This window comes from Azospirillum argentinense, from assembly GCF_000632475.1.
Lineage (GTDB): Bacteria > Pseudomonadota > Alphaproteobacteria > Azospirillales > Azospirillaceae > Azospirillum > Azospirillum baldaniorum.
This window is the reverse complement of record NZ_CP007797.1, coordinates 619,595-641,573: the sequence shown is the minus strand read 5'-3', so window position 1 is coordinate 641,573 and position 21,979 is coordinate 619,595. Positions and strand designations below refer to the sequence as shown.

20 protein-coding genes are annotated in these 21,979 nt (G+C 69.0%); 14 read left to right on the top strand and 6 right to left on the bottom strand.

The window, feature by feature from the left end:
- The first annotated feature begins 1,101 nt into the window (after positions 1-1,101).
- From ABAZ39_RS32175 to ABAZ39_RS32130, 10 genes are all read left to right on the top strand, one after another.
- On the top strand, positions 1,102-1,896 hold the full coding sequence (locus ABAZ39_RS32175; protein ID WP_051658816.1) for a hypothetical protein: 795 nt from the start codon (positions 1,102-1,104) through the stop codon (positions 1,894-1,896).
- On the top strand, positions 1,790-2,692 hold the full coding sequence (locus ABAZ39_RS37300) for a hypothetical protein (RefSeq protein WP_247881814.1): 903 nt from the start codon (positions 1,790-1,792) through the stop codon (positions 2,690-2,692). Before ABAZ39_RS32175 ends, ABAZ39_RS37300 begins: the two co-directional genes overlap by 107 nt.
- A 102-nt stretch (positions 2,693-2,794) precedes the next feature.
- The gene (locus tag ABAZ39_RS32165) at positions 2,795-5,437 is read left to right on the top strand and encodes a PAS domain S-box protein (RefSeq protein ID WP_051658815.1); all 2,643 of its coding nucleotides are present in this window, start codon (positions 2,795-2,797) and stop codon (positions 5,435-5,437) included.
- Between the two features lie 116 nt (positions 5,438-5,553).
- Positions 5,554-6,135, top strand: a complete 582-nt coding sequence (locus ABAZ39_RS32160) for a hypothetical protein (RefSeq protein ID WP_040138326.1) — start codon at positions 5,554-5,556, stop codon at positions 6,133-6,135.
- A gap of 276 nt (positions 6,136-6,411) precedes the next feature.
- Positions 6,412-7,905, top strand: a complete 1,494-nt coding sequence (locus ABAZ39_RS32155) for an ATPase domain-containing protein (protein ID WP_040138325.1) — start codon at positions 6,412-6,414, stop codon at positions 7,903-7,905.
- Positions 7,906-7,914: 9 nt separating this feature from the next.
- Complete coding sequence (locus ABAZ39_RS32150) at positions 7,915-9,585, top strand: ATP-binding protein (RefSeq protein WP_040138324.1); 1,671 nt, start codon at positions 7,915-7,917, stop codon at positions 9,583-9,585.
- A gap of 368 nt (positions 9,586-9,953) precedes the next feature.
- Entirely contained in the window at positions 9,954-10,355 is a 402-nt protein-coding gene (locus ABAZ39_RS32145) for a DUF2946 family protein (RefSeq protein WP_040138323.1), read from the top strand.
- Positions 10,356-10,392: 37 nt separating this feature from the next.
- Positions 10,393-10,899, top strand: coding sequence for a copper chaperone PCu(A)C (locus tag ABAZ39_RS32140; RefSeq protein ID WP_040138459.1), 507 nt, complete (start codon positions 10,393-10,395; stop codon positions 10,897-10,899).
- 180 nt (positions 10,900-11,079) lie between these two features.
- Positions 11,080-11,988 carry a DMT family transporter gene (locus tag ABAZ39_RS32135; protein WP_051658814.1) on the top strand — a complete coding sequence of 303 codons (909 nt, stop codon included), beginning with the start codon at positions 11,080-11,082 and terminating at the stop codon, positions 11,986-11,988.
- Between the two features lie 179 nt (positions 11,989-12,167).
- Positions 12,168-12,365, top strand: coding sequence for a hypothetical protein (locus ABAZ39_RS32130; protein ID WP_040138322.1), 198 nt, complete (start codon positions 12,168-12,170; stop codon positions 12,363-12,365).
- Between the two features lie 67 nt (positions 12,366-12,432).
- Here ABAZ39_RS32130 and amaB read toward each other — a convergent pair whose 3' ends face one another.
- Together amaB and ABAZ39_RS32120 are read right to left on the bottom strand one after the other, a co-directional pair.
- The gene (amaB, locus tag ABAZ39_RS32125) at positions 12,433-13,935 is read right to left on the bottom strand and encodes an L-piperidine-6-carboxylate dehydrogenase (RefSeq protein ID WP_040138321.1); all 1,503 of its coding nucleotides are present in this window, start codon (positions 13,933-13,935) and stop codon (positions 12,433-12,435) included.
- Between the two features lie 178 nt (positions 13,936-14,113).
- Positions 14,114-15,784: a thiamine pyrophosphate-binding protein gene (locus ABAZ39_RS32120; RefSeq protein ID WP_040138320.1), complete on the bottom strand. Its 1,671-nt coding sequence runs from the start codon at positions 15,782-15,784 to the stop codon at positions 14,114-14,116.
- 109 nt (positions 15,785-15,893) lie between these two features.
- Between ABAZ39_RS32120 and gcvA the strand changes: the two genes are divergently transcribed.
- Positions 15,894-16,802 (top strand): transcriptional regulator GcvA, encoded by a 909-nt coding sequence (gcvA, locus tag ABAZ39_RS32115; protein WP_040138319.1) that lies wholly within the window; start codon positions 15,894-15,896, stop codon positions 16,800-16,802.
- Positions 16,803-16,967: 165 nt separating this feature from the next.
- Positions 16,968-17,615 carry a DUF47 domain-containing protein gene (locus ABAZ39_RS32110; RefSeq protein ID WP_040138318.1) on the top strand — a complete coding sequence of 216 codons (648 nt, stop codon included), beginning with the start codon at positions 16,968-16,970 and terminating at the stop codon, positions 17,613-17,615.
- Between the two features lie 56 nt (positions 17,616-17,671).
- Here the strand turns inward: ABAZ39_RS32110 and ABAZ39_RS32105 are convergent, their stop codons facing one another.
- Positions 17,672-18,436 (bottom strand): SDR family NAD(P)-dependent oxidoreductase, encoded by a 765-nt coding sequence (locus tag ABAZ39_RS32105; protein WP_040138317.1) that lies wholly within the window; start codon positions 18,434-18,436, stop codon positions 17,672-17,674.
- Positions 18,437-18,537: 101 nt separating this feature from the next.
- On the opposite strand from ABAZ39_RS32105, the gene ABAZ39_RS32100 reads away from it, so the two are divergent.
- Together ABAZ39_RS32100 and ABAZ39_RS32095 are read left to right on the top strand one after the other, a co-directional pair.
- The gene (locus tag ABAZ39_RS32100; protein WP_040138457.1) at positions 18,538-19,470 is read left to right on the top strand and encodes a LysR family transcriptional regulator; all 933 of its coding nucleotides are present in this window, start codon (positions 18,538-18,540) and stop codon (positions 19,468-19,470) included.
- Positions 19,471-19,556: 86 nt separating this feature from the next.
- Positions 19,557-20,777 carry a S41 family peptidase gene (locus ABAZ39_RS32095; RefSeq protein ID WP_051658813.1) on the top strand — a complete coding sequence of 407 codons (1,221 nt, stop codon included), beginning with the start codon at positions 19,557-19,559 and terminating at the stop codon, positions 20,775-20,777.
- A gap of 4 nt (positions 20,778-20,781) precedes the next feature.
- Here the strand turns inward: ABAZ39_RS32095 and ABAZ39_RS35315 are convergent, their stop codons facing one another.
- The 3 genes from ABAZ39_RS35315 to ABAZ39_RS32080 all read right to left on the bottom strand — a co-directional run bounded on the left by ABAZ39_RS35315 (position 20,782) and on the right by ABAZ39_RS32080 (position 21,958).
- Positions 20,782-20,955 carry a DUF1328 domain-containing protein gene (locus ABAZ39_RS35315; protein ID WP_014199667.1) on the bottom strand — a complete coding sequence of 58 codons (174 nt, stop codon included), beginning with the start codon at positions 20,953-20,955 and terminating at the stop codon, positions 20,782-20,784.
- 147 nt (positions 20,956-21,102) lie between these two features.
- The gene (locus ABAZ39_RS32085) at positions 21,103-21,432 is read right to left on the bottom strand and encodes a hypothetical protein (protein WP_040138316.1); all 330 of its coding nucleotides are present in this window, start codon (positions 21,430-21,432) and stop codon (positions 21,103-21,105) included.
- Between the two features lie 100 nt (positions 21,433-21,532).
- Positions 21,533-21,958: a PAS domain-containing protein gene (locus ABAZ39_RS32080; protein WP_040138315.1), complete on the bottom strand. Its 426-nt coding sequence runs from the start codon at positions 21,956-21,958 to the stop codon at positions 21,533-21,535.
- Positions 21,959-21,979: the final 21 nt, after the last annotated feature.

Below are 21,979 nucleotides of genomic sequence, written 5' to 3'. Positions count from 1 at the left end.
GCACCGCACCCAGTCTCCCCGGCCCCGCCGCTGGCGGTTACGGTATTGATTCCCGATACGCCCCGCATGTTCCACAGCGCAGGCGCAAACGTCGCCATTCTGCCGAAAGATTCCTCACCGGCCGGAAACGACGCTGTGACCCTGCGGACGAATGTCGCCGTTCTGCCAGTTCCCCCGGACGCTGTGCCCCGCTGGAGGGTCTGCCTGCCGAAAGCGTCCGCGTTCTGACGGTCCCGACTCCCGACAAGCCGCGAAATGGCGCTGAAAGACTTGGATTCCCTGACTCTTTCCAGAATCCCGAGGGTCCAAAGGCCGTCGCGGAGGGAGCACATTGGCAGAACGGCGACACTCGGTTGCGCGAGTCGGAGTCCGATTCTCGGCCGATTCCCGGAGTCACCGATGGGCCACAGCCCAGATTATTCGGCAGAACGGCGACATCCGGCGGACTCCGACGCTCCGCCGCTTCCCCCCGTGCGCCGGAATCTTTCGGCAGAACGGCGACGTTTTCCGCCCGGTTTCTCGGCAGAACGGCGACACCCAGACCTGGTCCGCCCCCCCTCCAGGGGGTTCAACGCCTTGATTCCACTGACTCCAGCACCCCGCATCGACGCAACCGGAGCGATTCGGACGCACGCATTTGAATCGTGGACAGCCTGTTGGGGCCACGACAACATCTTGCGTAACGGGCTCACCAAAGCCCGAACCGATAGCTTTTGGACCAGAGTTTTAGGCCAGAGTTTTAGGCCAGGGTTTTGGGCCAGGATTTTCAGTTGGCGGCTCCGAACAGCCGCGACACGCCGAAGGAGGCGACGATGACGTAGCGGAGGACGCGACCTCCGGAAACACAAAGGGCACAGGTTTGGCGACCTGTGCCCTCGTGCACACCGAAGTGTCGAAAACCGATGGAAGACCGGGAGAACCGGACCCCGCATCAGCGGTTTGGCGACTTCATGATGCCAGGGTAGGTCCGGAAAACCAAGTGGAATCGCGGATTCCACTGACGCTCCCGCTTTGTCTTCCGCCGGGATTGAAGCGCTGGATCATGGGAAGACAATGACCCCGTACACGACCTTGTACCGGCGATGGATCGCTGCACCCGGTGTGGGAGCCGCGGAGATCGCGGTGCTCTCCGGCCTCTACGCGCGGGCGGACGCCACCGGCGTCTGCGCCGGTCTGGTCCAGGACGAGCTGGCCGCCGAACTCGGCAAGAGCCGTCCCTGGCTGTCCGCCGTGCTGACGAAGCTGCAGGCGCCGGACCTGTCCCTGGTGGAAGCCCGCCGCGAACGCGGCTTCCGCGGGATGGTCTATGCGCTGGTGGGCGCCCAGGACACCGACTCTTCCGGTCGGCCCGTCGACACCACCGGTCAGCCGGCTGACGGACTCCTAAGGACTGGGAATCCCCTGAATCCTGATTCTCAAAACTCCTCCTCCTTCCGAGCGGGGGGATCGGTTGGGCCTTCGGGCATCAAGAACCGGGACGCTCTGGCCGAGGACTGGCAGCCGGACGCGGCCGATCTGGCCTGGGCCACGGAAACCCGCCCTGAGGTCGATCCCACCACGGTGACCCGCAAGTTCGTGTCCTGGTGCCGCAAGGCCAACGTCCGCAACGGCTACAGCCCGGCCGACCCATCCGGCGCCTGGCGCAGATGGGTGGCCCGCGAACTGGTCGCCCCCACCGCGGCACCAGCCGGCGAAACACCCGAAGGCACCGTCGTCCCCTTTGCAACAGCCTCCCGCCGCCCCTCCAACCGGAGCGCCCAGAATGACCGCCAGCCTGCCGAGCTTTCCCGTGAGCCTTCCCGTCAGCGCCGTCCCGCAGACGCCGGACATGGCGTGGCTGCCCGCAACGCCGGCGTCCTCTCTGCCCTGCGCGATCGCCTCGCTCGCCCGGCTTGAACGCGCCGACCTGCGCTTCGAGATCGCGGATCGCGCGCCGGAGGAGATCGGGGCGCTGGCCGAGCGGGTCGAGGCCGCCCTTGAGGGCGCCTGCCCGGCGATCGGTGTGGAGAATGTGCTGACCGGCATCGAGAAGCTGGCGGCGCGTTTCGGCCTGGAGCTTCCGGACGCCGATGTGCTGGAGGCCGACATTCTCGAAATGGCCGGCTGGCTCGCCGAGGAATGGATCGCCGGTTTCCGCGGCGTCTGGTCCTCCTTCCGCTCCGGCTACCGGCGCTTCCCCACGATCGGCGATTTTCGGGCCGCCGCCGGTCAGGCATCCGTGACCAGCGGAACGGCGGCCCTGCGCCGGCTGGCCATGGCCCTGCGCCAGGAACAGCAACTCCGTGCCCGCGAGATTGCTCATCGCCGCCATCAGAAGGAGAAGGAAGCGGAAACCGCCCGCCGTCAGCAGGCCGCCGCCCTGGCCGCCCCTCCGGTCGCCCCGGCGACGCCGACGGCAACAACGCGCCCGGCACCGGTTACGCCGGACGATGCGCAAGTGGTCCTGGCTTCCGCGCAGCCTCCGTCTCAGATGAGGCAGGTCGTTCCCAAGGTCTTGATAAGGGATCGGTCGGCCAATGGTCCTCATACCACGGTATGTCAAGGACATGACCACCTATCTTTCAATAAGCGACCGCGTACGAAAAGTTCAGTCCGAGAAGCCAAGTATGCCAATGACTGTGGATCGCACCGAAGAGCTGGAGCGAAAGCTTGGCAGACACTTCATTATTCCAACAGGGTAACGCCTATATAAACAGTCTCATCCCATCGATTCAGATTCCGGTGGCGAAGCACGAAAGGGCGGAGCAAGATACGATAATCTGTTTGTGTCGCGAACCTTTCGGATTGTCCATCCATGCCGCTGAAGACGGTGTCCCGTCAGCAACCGTTGACTCTGCGCGGGTACCTGCTGAGGCTTGTGCTCGTGACGCTGGTGCCGATGCTCCTGCTCGGCGGCATGCTCATCGGCTGGCTGGTGCAGCAGCAGCGGGACGCCGTCGAGAACAACATGTCCGACACGGCGGAGGCGTTGGCCCTGATCGTCGACCGGGAGTTGGAAGCGACCATCGAGGCGTTGCGGGCGCTGTCCCGCACGGACGCTCTGGCGGCCGACGATCCCGCCGGCTTCTATGAGCGGGCGACGCTGGCGCTGACTCAGCACCCCTCCTGGACGAACATCGCGCTGATCGACCCGTCGGGGCGGCAGATTGTCAACACGGTGGTCCGGCTCGGCGTCCCGCTGCCGGATGTGCCACAGCGCGACGCGCTGCAACGGGTGACCGCGACCCGCCAGCCGGCGGTGTCCGATCTGGTCACCGCGACGGCGGCGGTGCGCCCGACGATCGCCGTCATGGTGCCGGTGATGCGCGACGGCAGCCTGCGCTACGTCCTGTCGGCGGTGGTCGATCCGCGGACCTGGAGCGATCTGCTGGAAGGTTTCGAGACCCGGTCCGGCCTGATCGCCGTGATCATCGACGGTCAGAACCGGATCGCCGCCCGCTCGCGCGAGCATGCGGAGTATCTGGGACGGGCGGTGCCCGACTGGTTCCTGGCGGCGCGCGGCACGGCGGAGACCGGCAACTACCGCGGCGCCACGCTGGACGGGGTGGAGATCATCGGTGCTTTCCACCGCACGCAGCGCGCCGACTGGACCCTCGCGGCCGCAACGCCGACCGAGGCCGTGCTCAATCCCCTGAACCGTACGGTGTTGCTGGCCCTGGGATTGGGCCTGTTTCTGTTGGCCGTGTCTCTGGCGTCGGCGGGGATCTTCGCGCGGCGGCTCGCCCATCCCGTCCGCGCACTGGCCACCCATGGCGGCAGCCTGATGGAGGGGCGCGCCATCCGCTACGACGGCGGCGTGCCGGTGCGCGAGATCGACGAGTTGCACCGCGTCCTGGCCGAGGCCAGCGCCGCGCTGGTCGGCGCCAGCGAATCCGTGGCCCATGCGGAGGCCCGCTACCGCGCCATCGTCGACACGGCGGTGGACGCCATCGTGGTCATCGACCGGGCCGGCACCCTGCACAGCTTCAACCGCGCCGCCGAACGCATCTTCGGCTACGCTGCGGAGGAGGTGATCGGCCGCAACGTCAGCATGCTGATGCCCGATCCCGACCGCAGCGCCCATGACGGCTATTTGAAGCGCTACCACCGCACGGGGGAGCGGCGGATCATCGGCATCGGGCGCGAGGTGACGGGTCAGCGCAAGGACGGGTCGGTGTTTCCGCTGGAGCTGTCCGTCGCCGAATGGAAGGCCGACGGCGAGGTGCGCTTCACCGGTATCGTCCGCGACATCACCGCCCGCCGGACGGCGGCGGAGGCCGAGCTCGCCGCGAAGGAGGCGGCCGAGCAGGCGATGGAGCGCGCTCTGGCCGCGGCGGACGAGGCCCGGCGGGAGAAGACCCGCGCCGAGAAGGCGGAGCGGGCGAAGACCCAGTTCCTGGCGGCGGCCAGCCATGACCTGCGCCAGCCCGTGCAGTCGCTCTATTTCTTCGCGCAGGTGCTGGGCGACAAGCTGCACGGTCATCCCGGCCACGAGCTGGTGACCAGCATGGGCCATTCGCTGGATGCGCTGAAGCTCCTGCTCGACGGTCTTCTCGACGTGTCGCGGCTCGACGCCGGGGCGGTGGAGCCCAGCGTCACCGAATGCGCGGTCGGGCCGCTGCTCGACCGGCTGGCCGCGGAGTACGGGCCGCAGGCGGAGGGGCAAGGGCTGCGGCTGCGGGTCGTGCCGACCTCGCTGTGGGCGCGCACCGACCCGATGCTGCTGGAGCGCATCCTGCGCAACCTGATCGAGAACGCGCTGCGCTACACCGAGCGGGGCGGCGTCGTGGTCGGCTGCCGGCGCGGCAACGGCGTGCTGCGCATCGAGGTGGCCGACAGCGGCGTCGGCGTGCCCGAGGAGTTGCAGCAGGCCGTCTTCGAGGAGTTCTTCCAGATCGGCAACCAGGAGCGCGACCGCGCCAAGGGGCTGGGGCTCGGTCTCGCCATCGTGAAGCGGCTGGCCGGGCTGCTCGGCCACACGGTCGCCCTGCGTTCGTGGCCCGGACGGGGCAGCGTCTTCTCGGTGGAGCTTCCCTCCGTGCGCCCCCGCGCCATCCTGCGCCGCAGCGGGCCGGACCGGGCCAACGACGATGGGCAGGGGCTGGTGGTGGTCATTGACGACGAGGCCATCGTGCTGCTCAGCCTGCGCACCCTGCTGGAACAGTGGGGCTACGAGGTGGTGGCCGCCGTGTCGGCGGAGGAGGCGGTGGACGTCCTGCACGGGCTGGGCCGGCTGCCGGACCTCATCATCGCCGATTACCGCCTGCGCGAGGGGCGGACGGGGGTTGAGGCGATCCGCGACATCCACGGCGTCTGCGGCGTGCGGATCCCCGCCGTGGTGCTGACCGGCGACACGGCGCCCGAACGCATCACCGAAATCCGCGGCGCCGGCTTCCGCCTCGTCCACAAGCCGATCACCCCGCACATCCTGCGCGAATTGCTGAAGCCCGCGGCCTGATTCTAAAAGGTCTGGTTGCGAAAGGCCGGTTTTTGACCCTGGCTGCCCGCCGGCCGGGTCTTTAGTTTTTCCGGCTCCTTGGGGAAGAGCCTCCTTGGGCAAGAGGGAGACGGGACATGAACTGGAGCAAGGGCCTGTGGCGGGGCTGGCTGGCCGCCGCCCTGCTGTGGGGGGCGGTGATCGCCGCCTTTGCCGCCGCCGACCTGCAGGGGCGCCATCCTTTCGCCGGTCTCTACGCCTATTCGGACGCAAGGGACGCCTTTCTGCCGCAGCACTACGCCGCCGACGAGGCGGTGGTGGAGGATGGGGTGAGGCGGGGCGTCGTGGCGCGGACGGACTTCCCCGACGGCACCAGCCTCGCCGCCCCGCCGGGCCTCGGCGAGGAGCGTGTGCGGCGGATCGCCGAACGTTTCTGGGCGGAGCGCTGGGCGCGCCGGGCGGAGGTTCTGTGGCCCTGGGGCCTGCGCGCCGCCGTGCCGCCGCTGCTTCTTCTGCTGTCCGGCGCACTCGTCCTGTGGATCGCCCGCGGCTTCCGCAAGGTCGACATTCCCGCGGAGGCGGAAGTGCTGGAGACAACGGCAAGCGAGGACGCGCCGAAGGCGGCCTTCAACACGCGGTCCGCCGGCGGGCTGCCGCCCTTCATCCGCTCGCTGGGGCCGGACCCCAAACGCCGCCGCGTGCTGGGGGCAGGCCGGTAAACGCCGCGCCAGTCGAACCCAAGCGTCGTTCGCGTCGCCGTTCAACATCGCGGTAACCCGCGGTGACGCGCAAGCATCCCCGACGGTTGGCATTCCAAAGGCACAAAGGAACAGGAGCACCGGCATCGGGTTGATGGTGGCGGAGACGCGTCCTGCAGACGCGGATGTTCTCCGAGGCTGCGCGTTTGTCCGTCCGTCCAGGCGTTCGGGCCGTTCACCATCACGGCGGCGTGTGGTGCAAACGCTGCCAGCGGACCAGACCAAGAGGAGACCTGGGTGTCGGAGCCGACCAAGACGGACAAGATCCTGACCGGAATTCCAGAATTCGACATGGTCCTGAGAGGGGGGCTGCCGCGCGCGCGGCTGCATCTTCTGGAGGGCGCGCCGGGAACCGGCAAGACGACCATCGCGCTTCAATTCCTGCTGAAGGGCCTGCGCGACGGCAAGCGGGGCCTGTATGTGACCCTGTCGGAAACCGAGACGGAGTTGCGCGCCTCGGCCAAAAGCCACGGTTGGTCGCTGGACGGCATCGGCATTTTCGAACTGGTCCCGCTGGAGGCGCAGCTCGACCGCCAGCAGAGCGTGCTCTACCCGTCGGAAGTCGAGCTGGGCGAAACCATGCGCCTGATCACCGAGCGGATCGAGGCCGAAAAGCCGGACCTCGTGGTGATCGATTCCCTGTCGGAGCTGCGCCTGCTCGCTCAGGACCAGCTCCGATACCGGCGGCAGATTCTGGCGCTCAAGCAGTTCCTGCAAGGGCGCCAGTGCACCACGCTGGCGTTGGACGACCTGACCAGCCAGACCGGCTCCATGGAACTGCACAGCCTGATGCACGGCGTGGTCAGCCTGGAGCAGATCGAGCGTTCCTACGGCGCGGCGCGGCGGCGCCTGCGGATCGCCAAGATGCGCGGCTCCGAATACCAGAGCGGCTGGCACGATTTCGCCATCACGCCGGGCAACGTGCTGATCTTCCCGAGCCTGATCGCCGACGAGCACAAGGCGGAGTTCGAACCGACCTCCGTATCGAGCAGCCTGGGCGGGCTGGACGAGCTGATGGGCGGCGGTTTGACACGCGGCACGACGACGATGCTTGTCGGCCCGTCGGGCGTCGGCAAATCGTCCATCGCCCTGCAGTACGTCACGGCGGCGGTGCGCCGTGGTGAGCACGCCGCCTATTTTTCCTTCGACGAGTCTTTCGAAACGCTGTCGCTGCGCAGCACCGCGCTTGGCATCGACATCGAGGAGGCGGTGCGCAAGGGCGAACTGGGCTGGCAACGCGCGAACCCGTCGCGCCTGTCTCCGGGCCAGTTTGTCTGGGAGGTCCGCCGCCAGGTGGAGGACCAGAAGGCGCGCGTCGTGGTGATTGACAGCCTGAACTCCTATCTCAGCACGATGCCGGAGGAAAAGGCGCTCATCCTGCAGATGCACGAGCTGCTGACCTATCTGAACAACCAGGGTGTCGTGACCATTCTGATCCTGGCCCAGCAGGGCATCGTCGGGGACATCCAGAATCCCGTGGACCTGTCCTTCATGAGCGACACCGTGGTCCTGCTGCGCTTCTTCGAGGCGGCGGGGCAGGTGCGCAAGGCAATCTCGGTGGTCAAGAAGCGCACCGGCGTCCATGAACTGGCGATCCGCGAATTCCGGCTGTTTCCCGACGGCATGCAGATCGGCCCGCAGCTTCTGGAGTTCCAAGGGGTGCTCACCGGCGTGCCCAGCTATGACGGGTCGGCGGACCCGTTGCTGCGCGGGCGGAGCGAGACGGGCTGACCGCGGCGCATGGACGCCCCGATCCTCGTGCTCGCCCCTCATGGCCGGGACGCGGAGGTCATCCGCCTCGTGCTGGACGAGGTCGGCATGACCACGCGGCTCTGCGCCGATCTGCCGGCCCTGTGCGACGGCCTGACGAGGGACGACGTCACGGCCCTGATCCTCTCCGAAGGCGCGTTGCTGGGGGCGGCGATGGAGCCGCTGGTCGCCTGTCTGGAGGCCCAGCCGCCCTGGTCGGACCTGCCGGTTCTGGTGCTGACCGCGCGCGGCAACCGGTCGGCCAGCAAGGCGCGCTGGGCGCAGTTCCAGCGGCTCGGCAACGTCACGCTGCTGGACCCGCCCCTGCACGCCGAAGCGCTGCAAAGCGCTGCCCAGTCCGCGGCGCGGACCCGCCTGCGCCAATATCGCATGCGGACGCTTCTGGCCGACATCGAGCGGGCCAACGACGAGTTGGAAGGCCGGGTGGCGGAGCGCACCCGGTCCCTGCAGACCGAGATGCGGGAGCGCCGGAAGGCCGAGGAGGCGTTGCAGCAGGCCCAGAAGATGGAGGCGGTCGGCCAGCTCACCGGCGGGATCGCCCACGACTTCAACAACCTGCTGCAGGTCATGCTCGGCAACCTGCATCTGCTGCGGGGCGCGCTGTCCGCCGACGAACCGCTGCTGCGGCACGTCGCCATGTCCATCACGGCGGGCGACCGCGCCGCGGCGCTCACCCGGCACCTTCTGGCCTTCGCCCGGCGCCAGCCGCTGACGCCGCGCAGCCTGGACCTGAACGCCCTGGCCACCGCGATGAGCGGCCTGATCCAGCAATCCGTCGGCGAGTCGATCCGGGTGGAGACGGTGCTGTCCGACGGGCTCTGGCGGACCTGGGCGGACGCCAACCAGGTTGAAAGCGCCCTGCTCAACCTCGCCATCAACGCCCGCGACGCCATGCCGGACGGCGGGCTCCTGCGCGTCGAGACGAGCAACACCGTTCTGGACGAGACCATCTCGGACGCGCAGGGGGACATCCTTCCCGGCCGCTACGTCCTGCTCCGCATCACCGATACTGGAAGCGGGATGCCGCCGGACGTGCTGGAGCGGGCGTTCGAACCCTTCTTCACGACCAAGCCGATCGGCCAGGGCACCGGCCTCGGGCTGAGCCAGCTCTATGGCTTCGCGCGTCAATCGGGCGGGCACGCGGCCATCCGGTCGCAGCCCGGCCAAGGCACCACCGTCAGCCTGTACCTGCCGCAGCATGACGGGGTGGATGGGGCCGACAGCTCGGTCCCCGCTGTGGACACGCCGTCGCAGGACCCGTCCCGCAACGAGGAAACCATCCTGGTGGTCGAGGACGAGGCCCTCGTCCTGATGCTGTGGGTCGAGGCGCTGGAAGGGCAGGGATACCACGTCCTGCAGGCCGCCGAACCCGAGGCGGCGATCCGCATCCTGGAGTCGGACACGGCGATCGACCTATTGATCACCGATGTCGGGCTGCCCGGAATGACCGGGCGGGATCTGGCGGATGTCGCGCGGGGGCTTCGCCCCGGGCTGAGGGTGCTGTTCGTGACCGGCTACGCCCATTACGCCGCCCTCGAAGCGGACAGCCTGGGAGCGGGCACGCGGATGCTCAGCAAGCCGGTCGGCGTGGACACCTTGCAGATCACCGTCCGTTGTCTGCTGGACGGGGATTCGGCCTGACGTTGCGGCGGGCAAACCGGGGCAATTGCATCTGACATTCCCTCTCTCCCTGGGGAGAGGGTTAGGGTGAGGGGGTTGCGCTGCTGCCGGACGTACCGCCGAGCATATCCCCCTCACCGGCCCTCCGGGCCACCCTCTCCCCAGAGGGGAGAGGGCTAGGAAGGCAAAGCGCGATTGCGCCGGTGAGGGGAAGACGGCAACTCGACAAGCTCCCTGCACATCGCCTACAACCGGTCATCCGTCCTGTGGGTGGAATGGAAACCGGTTTGAACGGGGCAATGTCAGCACGGCCATCGGCCCCCCCTCTCCGTTTCGGGGAGCGGGAGGGGGCGAACGGGCGTCGCGGGGGAGGCGGCGCCGCGCTTGCGGTGCGTCCGCCTCCATCCCGCTGGCAATCCAGGCTCGCCGCAACGCTGGCCGCCGTTCTTCTGCTGATCCTGGTCCAGGTTCCGGGGCAGGCGGTCGCCATGCTCTCCGCCGGTCTGGCGCAGTCCTTCTGGGCGGCGTCGATGTGCGGACCGGACGGGGCGTCGGATCGGATGCCCGCCGCGCCCGGTCAGCCAAAGCACGATCTGGAGCATTGCCTGGGCTGCCAGCTCGGCTGCGCGCCTCCGGCAATGCTCTCCCCGGCGGATGTCGCCGTTCCGCCGCCGCGCCTGTCCGGGGCGCTGCGCGCGCTTCCCCTCCGCACCCGCAAGCTCCGCCGCCGGAGCGTCTTCCGTCCGAACGCCCGTGCTCCGCCGATGATGTGTCCTGCCCTTTTCAGCTGATCGTCCGATACACTCTTTCTTGCAGGACTTCGTCATCATGAAGAAGCATGCCCTGGTTCTCGCCGCGCTGGTCGCCCTGACCGCCGGCTCCGCCCTGGCCCATGGTTTCAAGGCCGGGCCGGTCGACATCGAACATCCCTGGGCGCGCGCCACGGCGCCCTCGGCCCCGAACGGCTCGGCCTACATGGTGCTGAGCACCCACGGCCCGGACAGCGACCGCCTGCTGTCGGCCAGCACGCCCGTCGCCGACAAGGCGGAGCTGCACACCCACCTGATGGACAACGGCGTCATGAAGATGCGCCAGGTCGACGCCATCGAGGTGTCGCCCGGCTCGCCGACCGCGCTGCAGCCCGGCGGCCTGCACGTCATGCTGTTCGGCCTGAAGCAGCCGCTCGCTCCGGGGAAGGCGTTCCCGCTGACCCTGACCTTCGAGAAGGCCGGGCCGGTGACCGTTCAGGTGGACGTGCAGAGCGCTGGGTCCGCCGCCCCGTCCCATGGCGGTGCCGGCGGGCCGCAGGCCGGTGGCACGCAGCACAAGCACTGACGGATATGCGCCACGCCGGCCGTTGGAAAACGACCGGCGCGGCCGCAACCGCAGGTCGGTACTGATATACCAGCATCGCATTTGACCGTCCGGCCCCTTGGGCGCAGGGTGTGGCGCGCCGGTCCGGCAGAAGGCCGGCGCGCCACAGGAAGGAACCGCCCCGCCCATGAGCGCCGCCCGATGACCGCCACCGAAAAGGTCCTGTCCGCCGGTTCCTCCGGGCGGGCGGGCATCGCCTGGATGCTGCTCACCACGCTTCTGTTCGTGACGCAGGACGCGACGCTCCGCTTTCTGGTGCAGACCTACCCCTTCGCGGAGGTCGCCTGGGCGCGCTTCGCGGTGCATCTGGCCATCGCCTTCGTGGTGGTGGCGGTGAACTCCCCCAGCCATCTGATCGCCCGGCGCCCGGGCATTCAAATTCTCCGCTCCACCCTTCTGGCGGTGCTGACCCTGCTGGTGGCGGTGTCCTACAAGACGTTGCCCTTCGTGGACGTGGCGGCCATCGCCAACGTGGCGCCGGTCCTCGTCACCGTCCTGTCGGTTCCGCTCCTCAAGGAGAAGGTCGGCTGGCGGCGCTCCCTGGGGGTGCTCGGCGGCTTCATCGGGGCGATGATCATCATCGGCCCGGCCAGCCTCGTCTTCCAGTGGGCGATCCTGCTGCCGCTGGCCGCCGCGCTGTGCAACGCGCTCTACCAGATCGTCACGCGGCTGCTGCGCGGCGGCGATTCGACGTTGACGACCTTCTTCTACACCAGCATGGCCGGGACGGTGCTCTGCGGGCTTCTGCTTCCCTTTGGTTGGGTGACGCCGGACCTGACGGGGGCGGCGCTGATGATCATGCTCGGCGTGCTGGGGGCGTGCAGCCATTACTGCCTGATCCGCGCCTACACGGTGGCGGACGCGGCGACGGTGGCACCCTTCGGCTACACGACGCTGATCTGGGCGGTGCTCTACGGCTTGCTGATCTTCGGGGAGTCGCCCAGCGCTTCGACCCTGGCCGGCGGTCTGGTGATCGTCGCCAGCGGCATCTACATCTTCCACCGCGAGCAGGTGCGGGCGCGCGAGGCCGCGGCGAAAAACGCGGTTTAGGGGGCCTGAGCGGCCCCTGTTTTTCCGCTAAGTTCCCTATGCCGGAGGCACGTACACAGGACGTTCAGGTACCCGAAATATCACGGGCCGTACGCGTCGAACTGTAACATGCTCCGCGTACCGTACGCCGGTCGGTGAGGGCCGGCGTTTTTCCCCATCCACAAGCAACGAGAACAGCAATGAACGGACTGCCCAAGCAGACGTGGCGCTGCCGCGTTGCCGAACTGTTGAGCGATCCCGTGGTCCAGGCCGTGTTGCGCCGGGACCGCCTGACTCACGAGCAGGTTCTGGCACAGCTCACCCCCATTGCCGAGCACCTGCGCCGCAACACCTCCCCCGAACGACCCGCAAGGCGGCTTCCGCGCGAAGCCTTCTGACCTTTCCAAAGAGAAAAGGCCGCCCGGTGGAACGGGCGGCCTTCTTCTTTTGCGCCGATGGGGCGGATCAGCCGGCGATCTCGAACTTGATCCCCTGGGCCAGTGGCAGGGCGCGCGAGTAGTTCACCGTGGCCGTCTGGCGGCGCATGTAGCCCTTCCAGGCGTCGGACCCGGACTCGCGACCGCCGCCCGTCTCCTTCTCGCCGCCGAAGGCGCCGCCGATTTCCGCACCCGACGGGCCGATGTTGACGTTGGCGATGCCGCAGTCGCTGCCCGACGCCGACAGGAAGCTCTCGGCCTCGCGGATGTCGGTGGTGAAGATGCAGGAGGACAGGCCCTGCGGCACCGCGTTCTGCAGCGCGATGGCCTCCTCCAGCGTCTCGTAGGTCAGGACGTAGAGGATCGGGGCGAAGGTCTCGTGGCGGACGATGTCGGTCTGGCCCGGCATCTCGACGATGGCCGGTTGCACGTACCAAGCGTCGGGATACTGGTCGGCGAGCGCGCGGCCGCCGCCGGTCACGGTGCCGCCGTCGGCCTTGGCCTGCTCCAGCGCGCGCTGCATGCCCTCATAGGCGCCCTTGTCGTTGAGCGGACCGACCAGCACGCCGGACTCCAGCGGGTTGCCGATGGGAACGGAGGCATAGGCGGCCTTGAGGCGCGGCAGCAGCGTGTCGCGCACGTCCTTGTGGACGATCAGGCGGCGCAGCGTGGTGCAGCGCTGGCCGCAGGTGCCCACCGCCGAGAAGACGATGGCGCGCACCGCCATGTCGAGGTCGGCCGACGGCGCGACGATCATGGCGTTGTTGCCGCCCAGCTCCAGGATCGGGCGGGCGAAGCGCTCCGCCACCTTCAGCGCGACCTCGCGGCCCATGCGGGTCGAGCCGGTGGCCGACACGATGGGGACCAGCGGGCTGGCGACCAGCGCCTCGCCGACCTCGCGCCCGCCGTTGACGACCTGCAGCAGGTCCGCCGGGGCGTCGCCGAAGCGGGCCACCGCGCGCTCGAAGATGCGCTGGCAGGCGAGCGCGGTCAGCGGGGTTTTCTCCGACGGCTTCCAGATCACCGGGTCGCCGCAGACCAGCGCCAGGGCGGCGTTCCAGGCCCAGACCGCGACCGGGAAGTTGAAGGCGGAGATCACCGCGCAAGGGCCCATCGGGTGCCAGGTCTCGCGCATCGCGTGGCCCGGACGCTCCGACGCGATGGTCAGGCCGTAGAGCTGGCGGGACAGGCCGACCGCGAAGTCGCAGATGTCGATCATCTCCTGGACCTCGCCCAGGCCCTCCTGGAAGATCTTGCCCATCTCCAGCGTGACGAGACGGCCGAGATCCTCCTTGGCGTTGCGCAGCTCCTCGCCCAGCAGACGGACCAGTTCGCCGCGGCGCGGCGCCGGGACGGAGCGCCAGGCCTCGAAGGCGCGCTGGGCGCGGGCGGCCACCTCCGGGATCTCCGACGCCGGGGTGACCGGCGCCACGCCCAGCGCGGCGCCGTCGATGGGCGAGCGGACGGACAGGCCGGCCCCGTCGGCGGGAAGCTCAAGGCCGAGGCGGGAGAGAAGGTCGCGGTGCTGCATGGAAAAGGTCCTCGGTGTAAGGCAACCGTTGGAGGGTTGGTGCGCACTGTAACCCTCTCCCCTCTGGGGAGAGGGTGGCCCGCAGGGCCGGTGAGGGGGTTGTGCTTGGCGGTAGGTCCGGCAACAGCGCAACCCCCTCACCCTAACCCTCTCCCCAGAGGGGAGAGGGGGCTTGTCGTCAGCGCTGGCGCCCGGCGGCGCGGATATCGGACAGGCTGCGGTTCGGCGTCAGGGCCTCGGGGTCGAGCCTGACGTGCAGGATGGCCGGCCGGCCGGAGGCGCGGGCGCGCTCGAAGGCCGGGGCGAACTCCTCCGTCCGCTCCACCGTCTCGCCATGGCCGCCATAGGCGCGGGCGAGCGCGGCGAAGTCCGGGTTGGTCAGGGCGGTGCCGGACACGCGGCCCGGATACTCGCGCTCCTGATGCATGCGAATGGTGCCGTACATGCCGTTGTCGATGACCAAAACGATGAGGTTGGCGCCTTCCTGCACGGCGGTGCCGAACTCCAGCCCGGTCATCTGGAAGCAGCCGTCGCCGGCGAAGCAGACCACGTCCCGCTCCGGATGGCGCAGCTTGGCCGCGACGGCGGCGGGCAGGCCGTAGCCCATCGAGCCGCAGACCGGTGCGGCCTGCGTGGCGAAGCGGCGGAAGCGCCAGAAGCGGTGGATCCAGGTGGCGTAGTTGCCGGCGCCGTTGGTCAGGATGGCGTCGTCGGGCAGAGTGTCGCGCAGCCAGGACATGACGGCGCCCATCTGGACGTCGCCGGGGATGGTGGCCGGCGGCTCGCTCCAGGCGGTGTAGGCGGCGTGCGCCGTCTCGGCCCGACCGGCCCAGGCGGGGGAGGCCGGCGCCTCCAGCCCGGCCACGGCGTCGAGGAAGCCCCCCGGCGTGGCGTTGATGGCGAGGTCGGGGTTGTAGACGCGGCCCAGCTCCTCGGCCCCCGGATGGACGTGGATCAGCGTCTTGCCGGTCTCCGGGATGCCGAGCAGCCCGTAGCTCTGCGACGGCACCTCCGAGAAACGGCCGCCGAGCAGCAGGATCACGTCGGCGTCCTTCACCAGGGCGGTCAGCTTGGGGTTGATGCCCAGCCCGATGTCGCCCGCGTAGTTCGGGTGCGTGTGGTCGAACAGCATCTGGCGGCGGAAGGTGACGGCCACCGGCAGCGCGAAGGTCTCGGCGAAGACGTGCAGCGAGGCCACCGCGTCCTCGGTCCAGCGGGAACCCCCGGCAATCACCAGCGGCCGCTTCGCCCCGGCAAGCAGACGCCCGACCTCGGCGACCTGGGCGGGGGTGGGGGCGCTGTCCACCGGCTGGGCGGGGCGGGCGGCGGCGACGTCCGCCGTCTCCACCAGCATGTCCTCCGGCAGCACCAGGACGACCGGGCCGGGCCGGCCGGCGAGTGCCGTGTGGAAGGCGCGGCTGACCATCTCCGGCACGCGGTCAGCGCTGTCGATCTCCGCCACCCACTTGGCCATGCCGCCGAACATGAGGGTGTAGTCGACCTCCTGGAAGGCGTCGCGCCCGCGCATGCCGCGCTCGATCTGGCCGATGAACAGGATCATCGGGGTGGAGTCCTGCTGCGCCACATGGACGCCCGGCGCGGCGTTGGTGGCGCCGGGGCCGCGGGTGACGAAGCAGATGCCCGGCCGGCCGGTCAGCTTGCCCTCGGCCTCCGCCATCATGGCCGCACCGCTCTCGTGGCGGGCGTTGATCGTGCGGATCGGGGAATCGTGCAGCGCGTCCAGCACGGCGAGGTAGCTTTCGCCCGGCACGCAGAACACGCGCTCGACGCCCTGCGCCTCCAGCGCATCGACGATCAACTGGCCTCCGGTCTTGCCATTGGTCTGCATGGCGCGCTCGTTCCTCGGCTGGGCGTTCAAATCCTCCTCAATCTGGCGGCAGGCCCCGCCCCGCGCAACCGACTTTCTTTCCCCAGGTCATGAGCTATAGTCATGACCCATGGGTCTGCAACGCCGCCTTCTCCCGTCCATGAGCGCGCTCTCCGCCTTCGAGGCGGCGGCGCGCACCGGCAGCTTCACCGCCGCGGCGCAGGAGCTGGCGCTGACCCAGGGCGCCGTCAGCCGGCAGATCAAGGCGCTGGAGGACCAGCTCGGCGTTCCGCTGTTCGTGCGCCGCGACCAGCGTGTGACCCTGACCCCGGCCGGCGAATCCTACGCGGCGGAGGTGCGCGAGGCGCTGCACCGTGTGGGCGCGGCGACGCTCCGGGTCATGACCGCGCCGCAGGGGGGCGTGCTGAAGCTGGCCGTTCTGCCGACCTTCGGCACGCGCTGGCTGGTGCCGCGCCTGCCCGCCTTCCAGGCGGCCCACCCGCAGGTCATCATCCATTTCATGACGAAGATGGAGCCCTTCGACTTCCGGTCGGAGGATCTGGACGCCGCCATCCATTTCGGCGCCGCCGACTGGCCCGGCGCCGTCTGCGAGCGGCTGATGGAGGAGGAGGTCCTGCCGCTCTGCGCCCCGTCCTTCCTGGCCGCCCACCCGATCCGCGCGGCGGCGGACCTCGTGGCGCTGCCCCTGCTGCACACGACCAGCCGCCCGGAGGCATGGCGGGACTGGTTCGCCGCCCAGGGCATCGAGCGGCACGAGGGCGCCGGCATGTTCTTCGAGCAGTTCTCCACCACCGCTCAGGCGGCGATCACCGGGCTGGGGGTGGCGCTGCTGCCGACCCTGCTGGTCCAGGCGGAGATGCGGGACGGGTCGCTGGTCCCGGCGCTGGACCGGCCCTATCGCAATCCGGACCGCGCCTATCACCTCGTCCATCCGCCGTCGCGGGCGCATCACCCGCCGCTGGTGGCGTTCCGGGAGTGGTTGCTTCGGCAGTCCGTCAGCCAACTCCGAAGCGCTTGAGAACACGGCGAAAACTCCCTCTCACACGGTGGGGGGAGGGAAATGGGCCGGGACGGGGCATCTTCGTCAGGGCAGACAGGCCCTGTCCGTATGACGTTTTTGCTGCAATTTCATGGCGCCCGGCGTTAAGAGGAAACGGCAGAACCGACCGAGAGAACCGTTTCCATGCTGCTGCTGCGCGCCATCCGCTCCATGATGCCCAAGGAAGAGCGGGTCATTGAGCAATTCATCGAGCAGGCCCGCCACATCGTCGACGCCGCCGCCGCCCTGGAAGCCGTCATGCAGGCCGGTCCGGAGGAGCGCCCCGACCGCACCGCGACGCTGAAGCGGATCGAGAAGGACGCCGACCGCGTCGCCAAGGACGCCGGGCGCGGGCTGCACCGCGCCTTCATCACCCCCTTCGACCGGTCGGAGATTCAGGCGCTGATCAACGCGCTGGACGATTGCATCGACCTGATGGACGAGGTGCCGCGCCTCGCCGCGCTCTACGGCATCGAGACCTTCGACGACCGGATGATGCGCATGGCGGCGATCGGCCGCCGTCAGGCGGCCCTGCTGTCCGAGGTCATGCCGCTGCTGACCAAAATCTCCGTTCACGCCGACCGCATCCTGCACATCTGCGGCCAGATCTCCGACCTGGAGGACGAGGCCGACGAGATCCTGCGCGACGCCATGAAGTCCCTGATCGCCGAGCGTCCGGAGATGATCGACTTCCTGGGCCGCCGCGAGGTCTACGAGCTGCTGGAAGCCGTCACCGACCGCTGCGACGACGTGGGCGACCTCATCGAAGGCATCACCCTGGATCAGGCGTAAGGGCGGTTCTCGCCCACGGGCGGGGGAGCGAAGGCCGCTCCCCGCTCACATCCGGCTCAGACCTGGGCCATGCCACCATCGGCGAACAGCTCCACGCCGTTGACGAAGCTGCTGTCGTCGGACGCCAGGAAGACGGCGGCCTTGGCGATTTCATCGGGATCGCCGACGCGGCCCAGCGGCACCTGCGCCGCCAGATAATCCACCAAGCCTTGCTGCTGCGCCGTGTCCGGACCGGCCAGCTCGACCAGACCCGGCGTGCGGATCGGGCCGGGGCTGAGCGTGTTGACGCGGATGCCGCGGTCCTTCAGGTCCAGGATCCAACTGCGGGCGAAGTTGCGCACCGCCGCCTTGCTGGCGCTGTAGACGCTGAAGGCCACCGTGCCCATGCTGCCGGCGGTGGACCCGGCGAGGATCACCGACGCGCCCCGGCCGAGCAGGGGTAGCGCCTTCTGCACGGTGAACAGCACGCCTTTCACATTGCGGTTGAAGGTGTCTTCGTACTGCTCCTCGGTGATGGCGCCCAGCGGCAGCATGCCGCCGCCGCCGGCGTTGGCGTACAGCACGTCGAGACGGCCCGCCTCGCTCTGGATTTGGGCATAGAGCCGGTCGAGATCGGCCAGATTGGACGAGTCGGCCTGCACCCCCGTCGCCGTGCCGCCGGCGTCCCGGATCGCGGTGACCGCGGCCTCCAGTTCGGATTGGCGGCGGCCGGTGAGATAGACGGCCGCACCTTCGGCGGCGAAGCGCTTGGCTGCGGCGAGGCCGATGCCGCTGGTGGCGCCGGTGACGAGGACGATCTTGCCGTCGAGCTTGCGTGACATCGGAAGTCTCCTTGATTGGGTTGTTCGCTGGAGACAAAGCTATCGACGGCGGACACCCATCGAAATAGAAACGACTGAAAACCATCGTTGCAGGAATGGCGATGTCGAAGCTGCCGGATTTCGAAGGGCTGGCGATGTTCGCCAAGGTGGTGGAGGAGCGTTCCTTCGCCGGTGCGGCCCGCGCCATGGGGGTGTCGGTCGCCACGGTGTCGCGCGCGGTCGGCCGGCTGGAGGAACGGTTGGGCGGACGGCTGTTCAACCGCACCTCGCGCCGGCTGGCCTTGACCGATTTCGGCCATTCCCTGGCCGAGCGCGCGATGCGCCTCTATGACGAGGCGGAGGCGGCCGAGAACGCGGCGCGCGAGCTGTCCAGCCGCCCGCGCGGCCTGATCCGGCTGGCGGTGCCAATGTCGTTCGGGTTGCGCTGGGTGGCGCCCCTGCTGCCGGACTTCTTCCGCCTCTATCCGGAGGTTTCCATCGACCTGCATCTGAGCGACGCGACCGTCGATCTGGTGGGGGAGGGCTTCGACGCCGCGCTGCGGATCGCCGTGCTGCCGGACAGCTCGCTGGTGGCGCGGCGGCTTTGCCCCATCGCCCCCGTCGTCCTTGCCGCCCCCGGCTACATCGCCCGCCACGGCTTGCCCCTGCATCCACGCGACCTGAAGAACCACCATTGCCTGGGCTACGCCTACCGGCGGCGCAAGGACATCTGGCACTTCACCAACGGCGCCGGCGAGGAGGAGAGTGTGACGCCGTCCGGCCCGCTGCGCGTCACCAACGCCGACGCCCTGGTGCCGATGCTCCTGGAGGGGCTGGCAATCGCCGAACTGCCGGAGTTCATGGCCGCGGAGCATCTGGCGAACGGGCGGCTGACCGCCATCCTGACCGACTGGTCGCTGCCGAAAGGCGGGCTCTACTTCGTCACGCCGTCAGCCCGCACACGCCCGGCGAAGGTCGGGGTGCTGGCCGACTTCCTGGTCGAGCGCCTGTCCGAGCCGGTATGGCGGCGGTCCATCGACGCGGACAAGGTCTAACACGTTCCGGTTATGGTTAACGGTACATAAACCAATTCACGGCTAATTTCGAAGCATCGCCGCTCCAATCCCGAGAGATTGCCGCCGTGAAGCTGCGCCTCGTCACCGCCGCCGCCCTTTGCGCCTTCCTCGCGATCCCGGGGGGCATGACCACCGGACGGAGCGCGCAGGCCGCAGGCGACTCCATCCCCTACGGCCACAGCACGGAGGCGGAGGAGGTCGACCGCTTCCTGCGGGCGCTGCGCACCATCCGCGGCCAGTATGTCGAGCCGCTGACCGACCATGAGTTGGTCGACATCGCCATCAGGGCCATGGCCGGGCGGGACCGCTACTCCGCCTATCTCGACGACGGCGAATACCGGCAGTTGCAGGCGTCGAACGACGGCGCCTTCGCCGGGCTGGGCATCCGCTACGAGGCCCACGGCACCCGCGTCCGCATTGTCGAGACCGTTCCTGAATCCCCGGCGGAGGCCGCCGGGCTGCGCTCCGGCGACGTGATCCTGGCGGTGGACCAGCAGCCGGTGGGCGGAGCGGAGCTGGCGACCGTCAAGCAGATGCTGAGCGGGCCGGAAGGGGCGGCGGTGTCGCTGACCGTCCTGCGCGCCGGGACGCCGGACCCCTTCGAGGTCAGCGTGGTCCGCGGCAAGCTGCGCATCCCCTCGGTCCGGTTGGCCGCCGTCGGGACGGTGGGCTACATCCGCATCACCCGCTTCGACCGCCAGACCGCCACCGGGGTCAGCACGGCCATCCGCTCACTGCGCGAGCGGATCGGGTCGGACATCGGCGGCTTCATCATCGATGTGCGCGACAACCCCGGCGGGCTGGTGCAGGCGAGCGTCCGCGTCGCCGACGCCTTCCTCGACAAGGGAACGATCCTGACCGCCCGCGGCCCCGGGCGCGGGGCGGACAAGACCTACACCGCCACCCCCGGCGACGAGACGGACGGCCTGCCGCTGGTGGTGCTGGTGAACGCGAAATCGGCCTCTGCCGCGGAGATCCTGACCGGAGCGTTGAAGGACCACCGGCGCGCCACGGTGATCGGCACGACGACCTTCGGCAAGGGGATCATCCAGAGCGTCATCCCCTTCGACAGCGGGGCGCTGAAACTGACCACGGCGCGCTACTACACGCCGTCGGGCCAGTCCATTCACCAGATCGGCATCCAGCCCGACGAGACCATCGCGGAGCCGGCCGCGGAGGACGGGCAGTCCGTCCCGCCGTCCAACGGCATCCCCAACGCGGCCAACGATCAGGCCTTCGCCCGCGCGCTGTCCATTCTCCGTCCCCAGTCAGCGGGGCTCCGCTGACGGATCAGAAGATCACCTCGCCGGCCAGCAGGGCGAGGACCAGGAAGACCAGGAAGATGATCAGTGCGATCCCGAAGAGGATCTTCGCGACTCCCGCGGTGGCCGACGACACGTTGGTGAAGCCGAGCGCGCCGGCGACCAGAGACACCACGAAAAAGATCAACGCCCATTTCAGCATGGACCGCTCCTGCGCGTTCTGAAACCCAGCCGGCACGTCCGGCAGGGTAGGAACCTCGCGGACCGCCGCAGGTTCCAGCGCAGGCCGGTCAGGCTCCCCCTATTCGCTCGGGTCCGGAATTCCGCGGGATGGCCGTGCCGTTGCGGGTTACCACCCGGTCCCGGAGCGGTTCGGCAGGGATTGGCGCGTCATGCCCTGGTCCATGCCGGACTCGTTGGGCGACCGCGTGCGGCTTTGCGGCTCGCTCACGCCCGACCCGTAGTAAGAACCGCCGTTATAGGGGCCGGGGCTGGAACTGGTCCCGTTCGGGTTGACGTTGGGCTCGTCCACGCCCTGGCTGCCGGACGTGCCGCCGCCCGTGAGGCCGCTGCCGGGGCCGCCGCTGTTCATCCCGCTGCTGCCTGTTCCGCCGCCATCCATGCCCGAACAGGCGGCCAGAAGCATCGCGGCCGACGCCGCGATCATCAGATTGCGCATGACGCACTCCCTACGCTGATGTCTTGAAGGTATCGCCTCCTCTCAACGGACCCCGTCCGGGAGGGTTCCGATTTTGGAAGCCCGGGCATCCATGGGCGTTTTAGCGTCCGGCGGCTTGGCGGCGCAGGGCCTTCACTTCGTCGAACCGGGCGGTGACGTCGCGCATGACCGCCGCCATCCCCATCATCGTCCCATCGGCGTCCTTCAACGGCACGATGGTGAACTCCACCGAGATGCGGGTTCCGTCCTTGCGCGTCGCCGGCACCGACAGAAGATCGCCGCTGCCGTAACGGCTCTCGCCCGTCTTCATCACCTGATCGTAGCCGTCCCAATGGCGTTGGCGCTGACGGTCCGGAATGATGATGTCCAGCGACTGGCCGAGCGCCTCGTCGGCGGTGAAGCCGAACACGCGCTCTGCCCCCGCGTTCCAAAAGCGGATGATGCCCTCGCGGTCGGAATAGGCGATGGCCTCGGCCGGGCTGTTCAGCAGCGCCAGCCCCAGCCGTTGCAGATCGTTCTCGGTCATGAATTCTCCCCCTCGTCCCCG

Bases quoted from the DNA above. Each gene is read 5' to 3' on its own strand.
- ABAZ39_RS32150 (WP_040138324.1), top strand. From the start codon at position 7,915: ATGGACGCCCCGATCCTCGTGCTCGCCCCTCATGGCCGGGACGCGGAG.
- ABAZ39_RS32080 (WP_040138315.1), bottom strand. From the start codon at position 21,958: ATGACCGAGAACGATCTGCAACGGCTGGGGCTGGCGCTGCTGAACAGC.
- ABAZ39_RS32130 (WP_040138322.1), top strand. From the start codon at position 12,168: ATGAACGGACTGCCCAAGCAGACGTGGCGCTGCCGCGTTGCCGAACTG.
- gcvA (WP_040138319.1), top strand. From the start codon at position 15,894: ATGGGTCTGCAACGCCGCCTTCTCCCGTCCATGAGCGCGCTCTCCGCC.
- ABAZ39_RS32120 (WP_040138320.1), bottom strand. From the start codon at position 15,784: ATGCAGACCAATGGCAAGACCGGAGGCCAGTTGATCGTCGATGCGCTG.
- ABAZ39_RS32110 (WP_040138318.1), top strand. From the start codon at position 16,968: ATGCTGCTGCTGCGCGCCATCCGCTCCATGATGCCCAAGGAAGAGCGG.
- ABAZ39_RS35315 (WP_014199667.1), bottom strand. From the start codon at position 20,955: ATGCTGAAATGGGCGTTGATCTTTTTCGTGGTGTCTCTGGTCGCCGGC.
- amaB (WP_040138321.1), bottom strand. From the start codon at position 13,935: ATGCAGCACCGCGACCTTCTCTCCCGCCTCGGCCTTGAGCTTCCCGCC.
- ABAZ39_RS32100 (WP_040138457.1), top strand. From the start codon at position 18,538: ATGTCGAAGCTGCCGGATTTCGAAGGGCTGGCGATGTTCGCCAAGGTG.
- ABAZ39_RS32140 (WP_040138459.1), top strand. From the start codon at position 10,393: ATGAAGAAGCATGCCCTGGTTCTCGCCGCGCTGGTCGCCCTGACCGCC.
- ABAZ39_RS32165 (WP_051658815.1), top strand. From the start codon at position 2,795: ATGCCGCTGAAGACGGTGTCCCGTCAGCAACCGTTGACTCTGCGCGGG.
- ABAZ39_RS32085 (WP_040138316.1), bottom strand. From the start codon at position 21,432: ATGCGCAATCTGATGATCGCGGCGTCGGCCGCGATGCTTCTGGCCGCC.
- ABAZ39_RS32160 (WP_040138326.1), top strand. From the start codon at position 5,554: ATGAACTGGAGCAAGGGCCTGTGGCGGGGCTGGCTGGCCGCCGCCCTG.
- ABAZ39_RS32135 (WP_051658814.1), top strand. From the start codon at position 11,080: ATGACCGCCACCGAAAAGGTCCTGTCCGCCGGTTCCTCCGGGCGGGCG.
- ABAZ39_RS32105 (WP_040138317.1), bottom strand. From the start codon at position 18,436: ATGTCACGCAAGCTCGACGGCAAGATCGTCCTCGTCACCGGCGCCACC.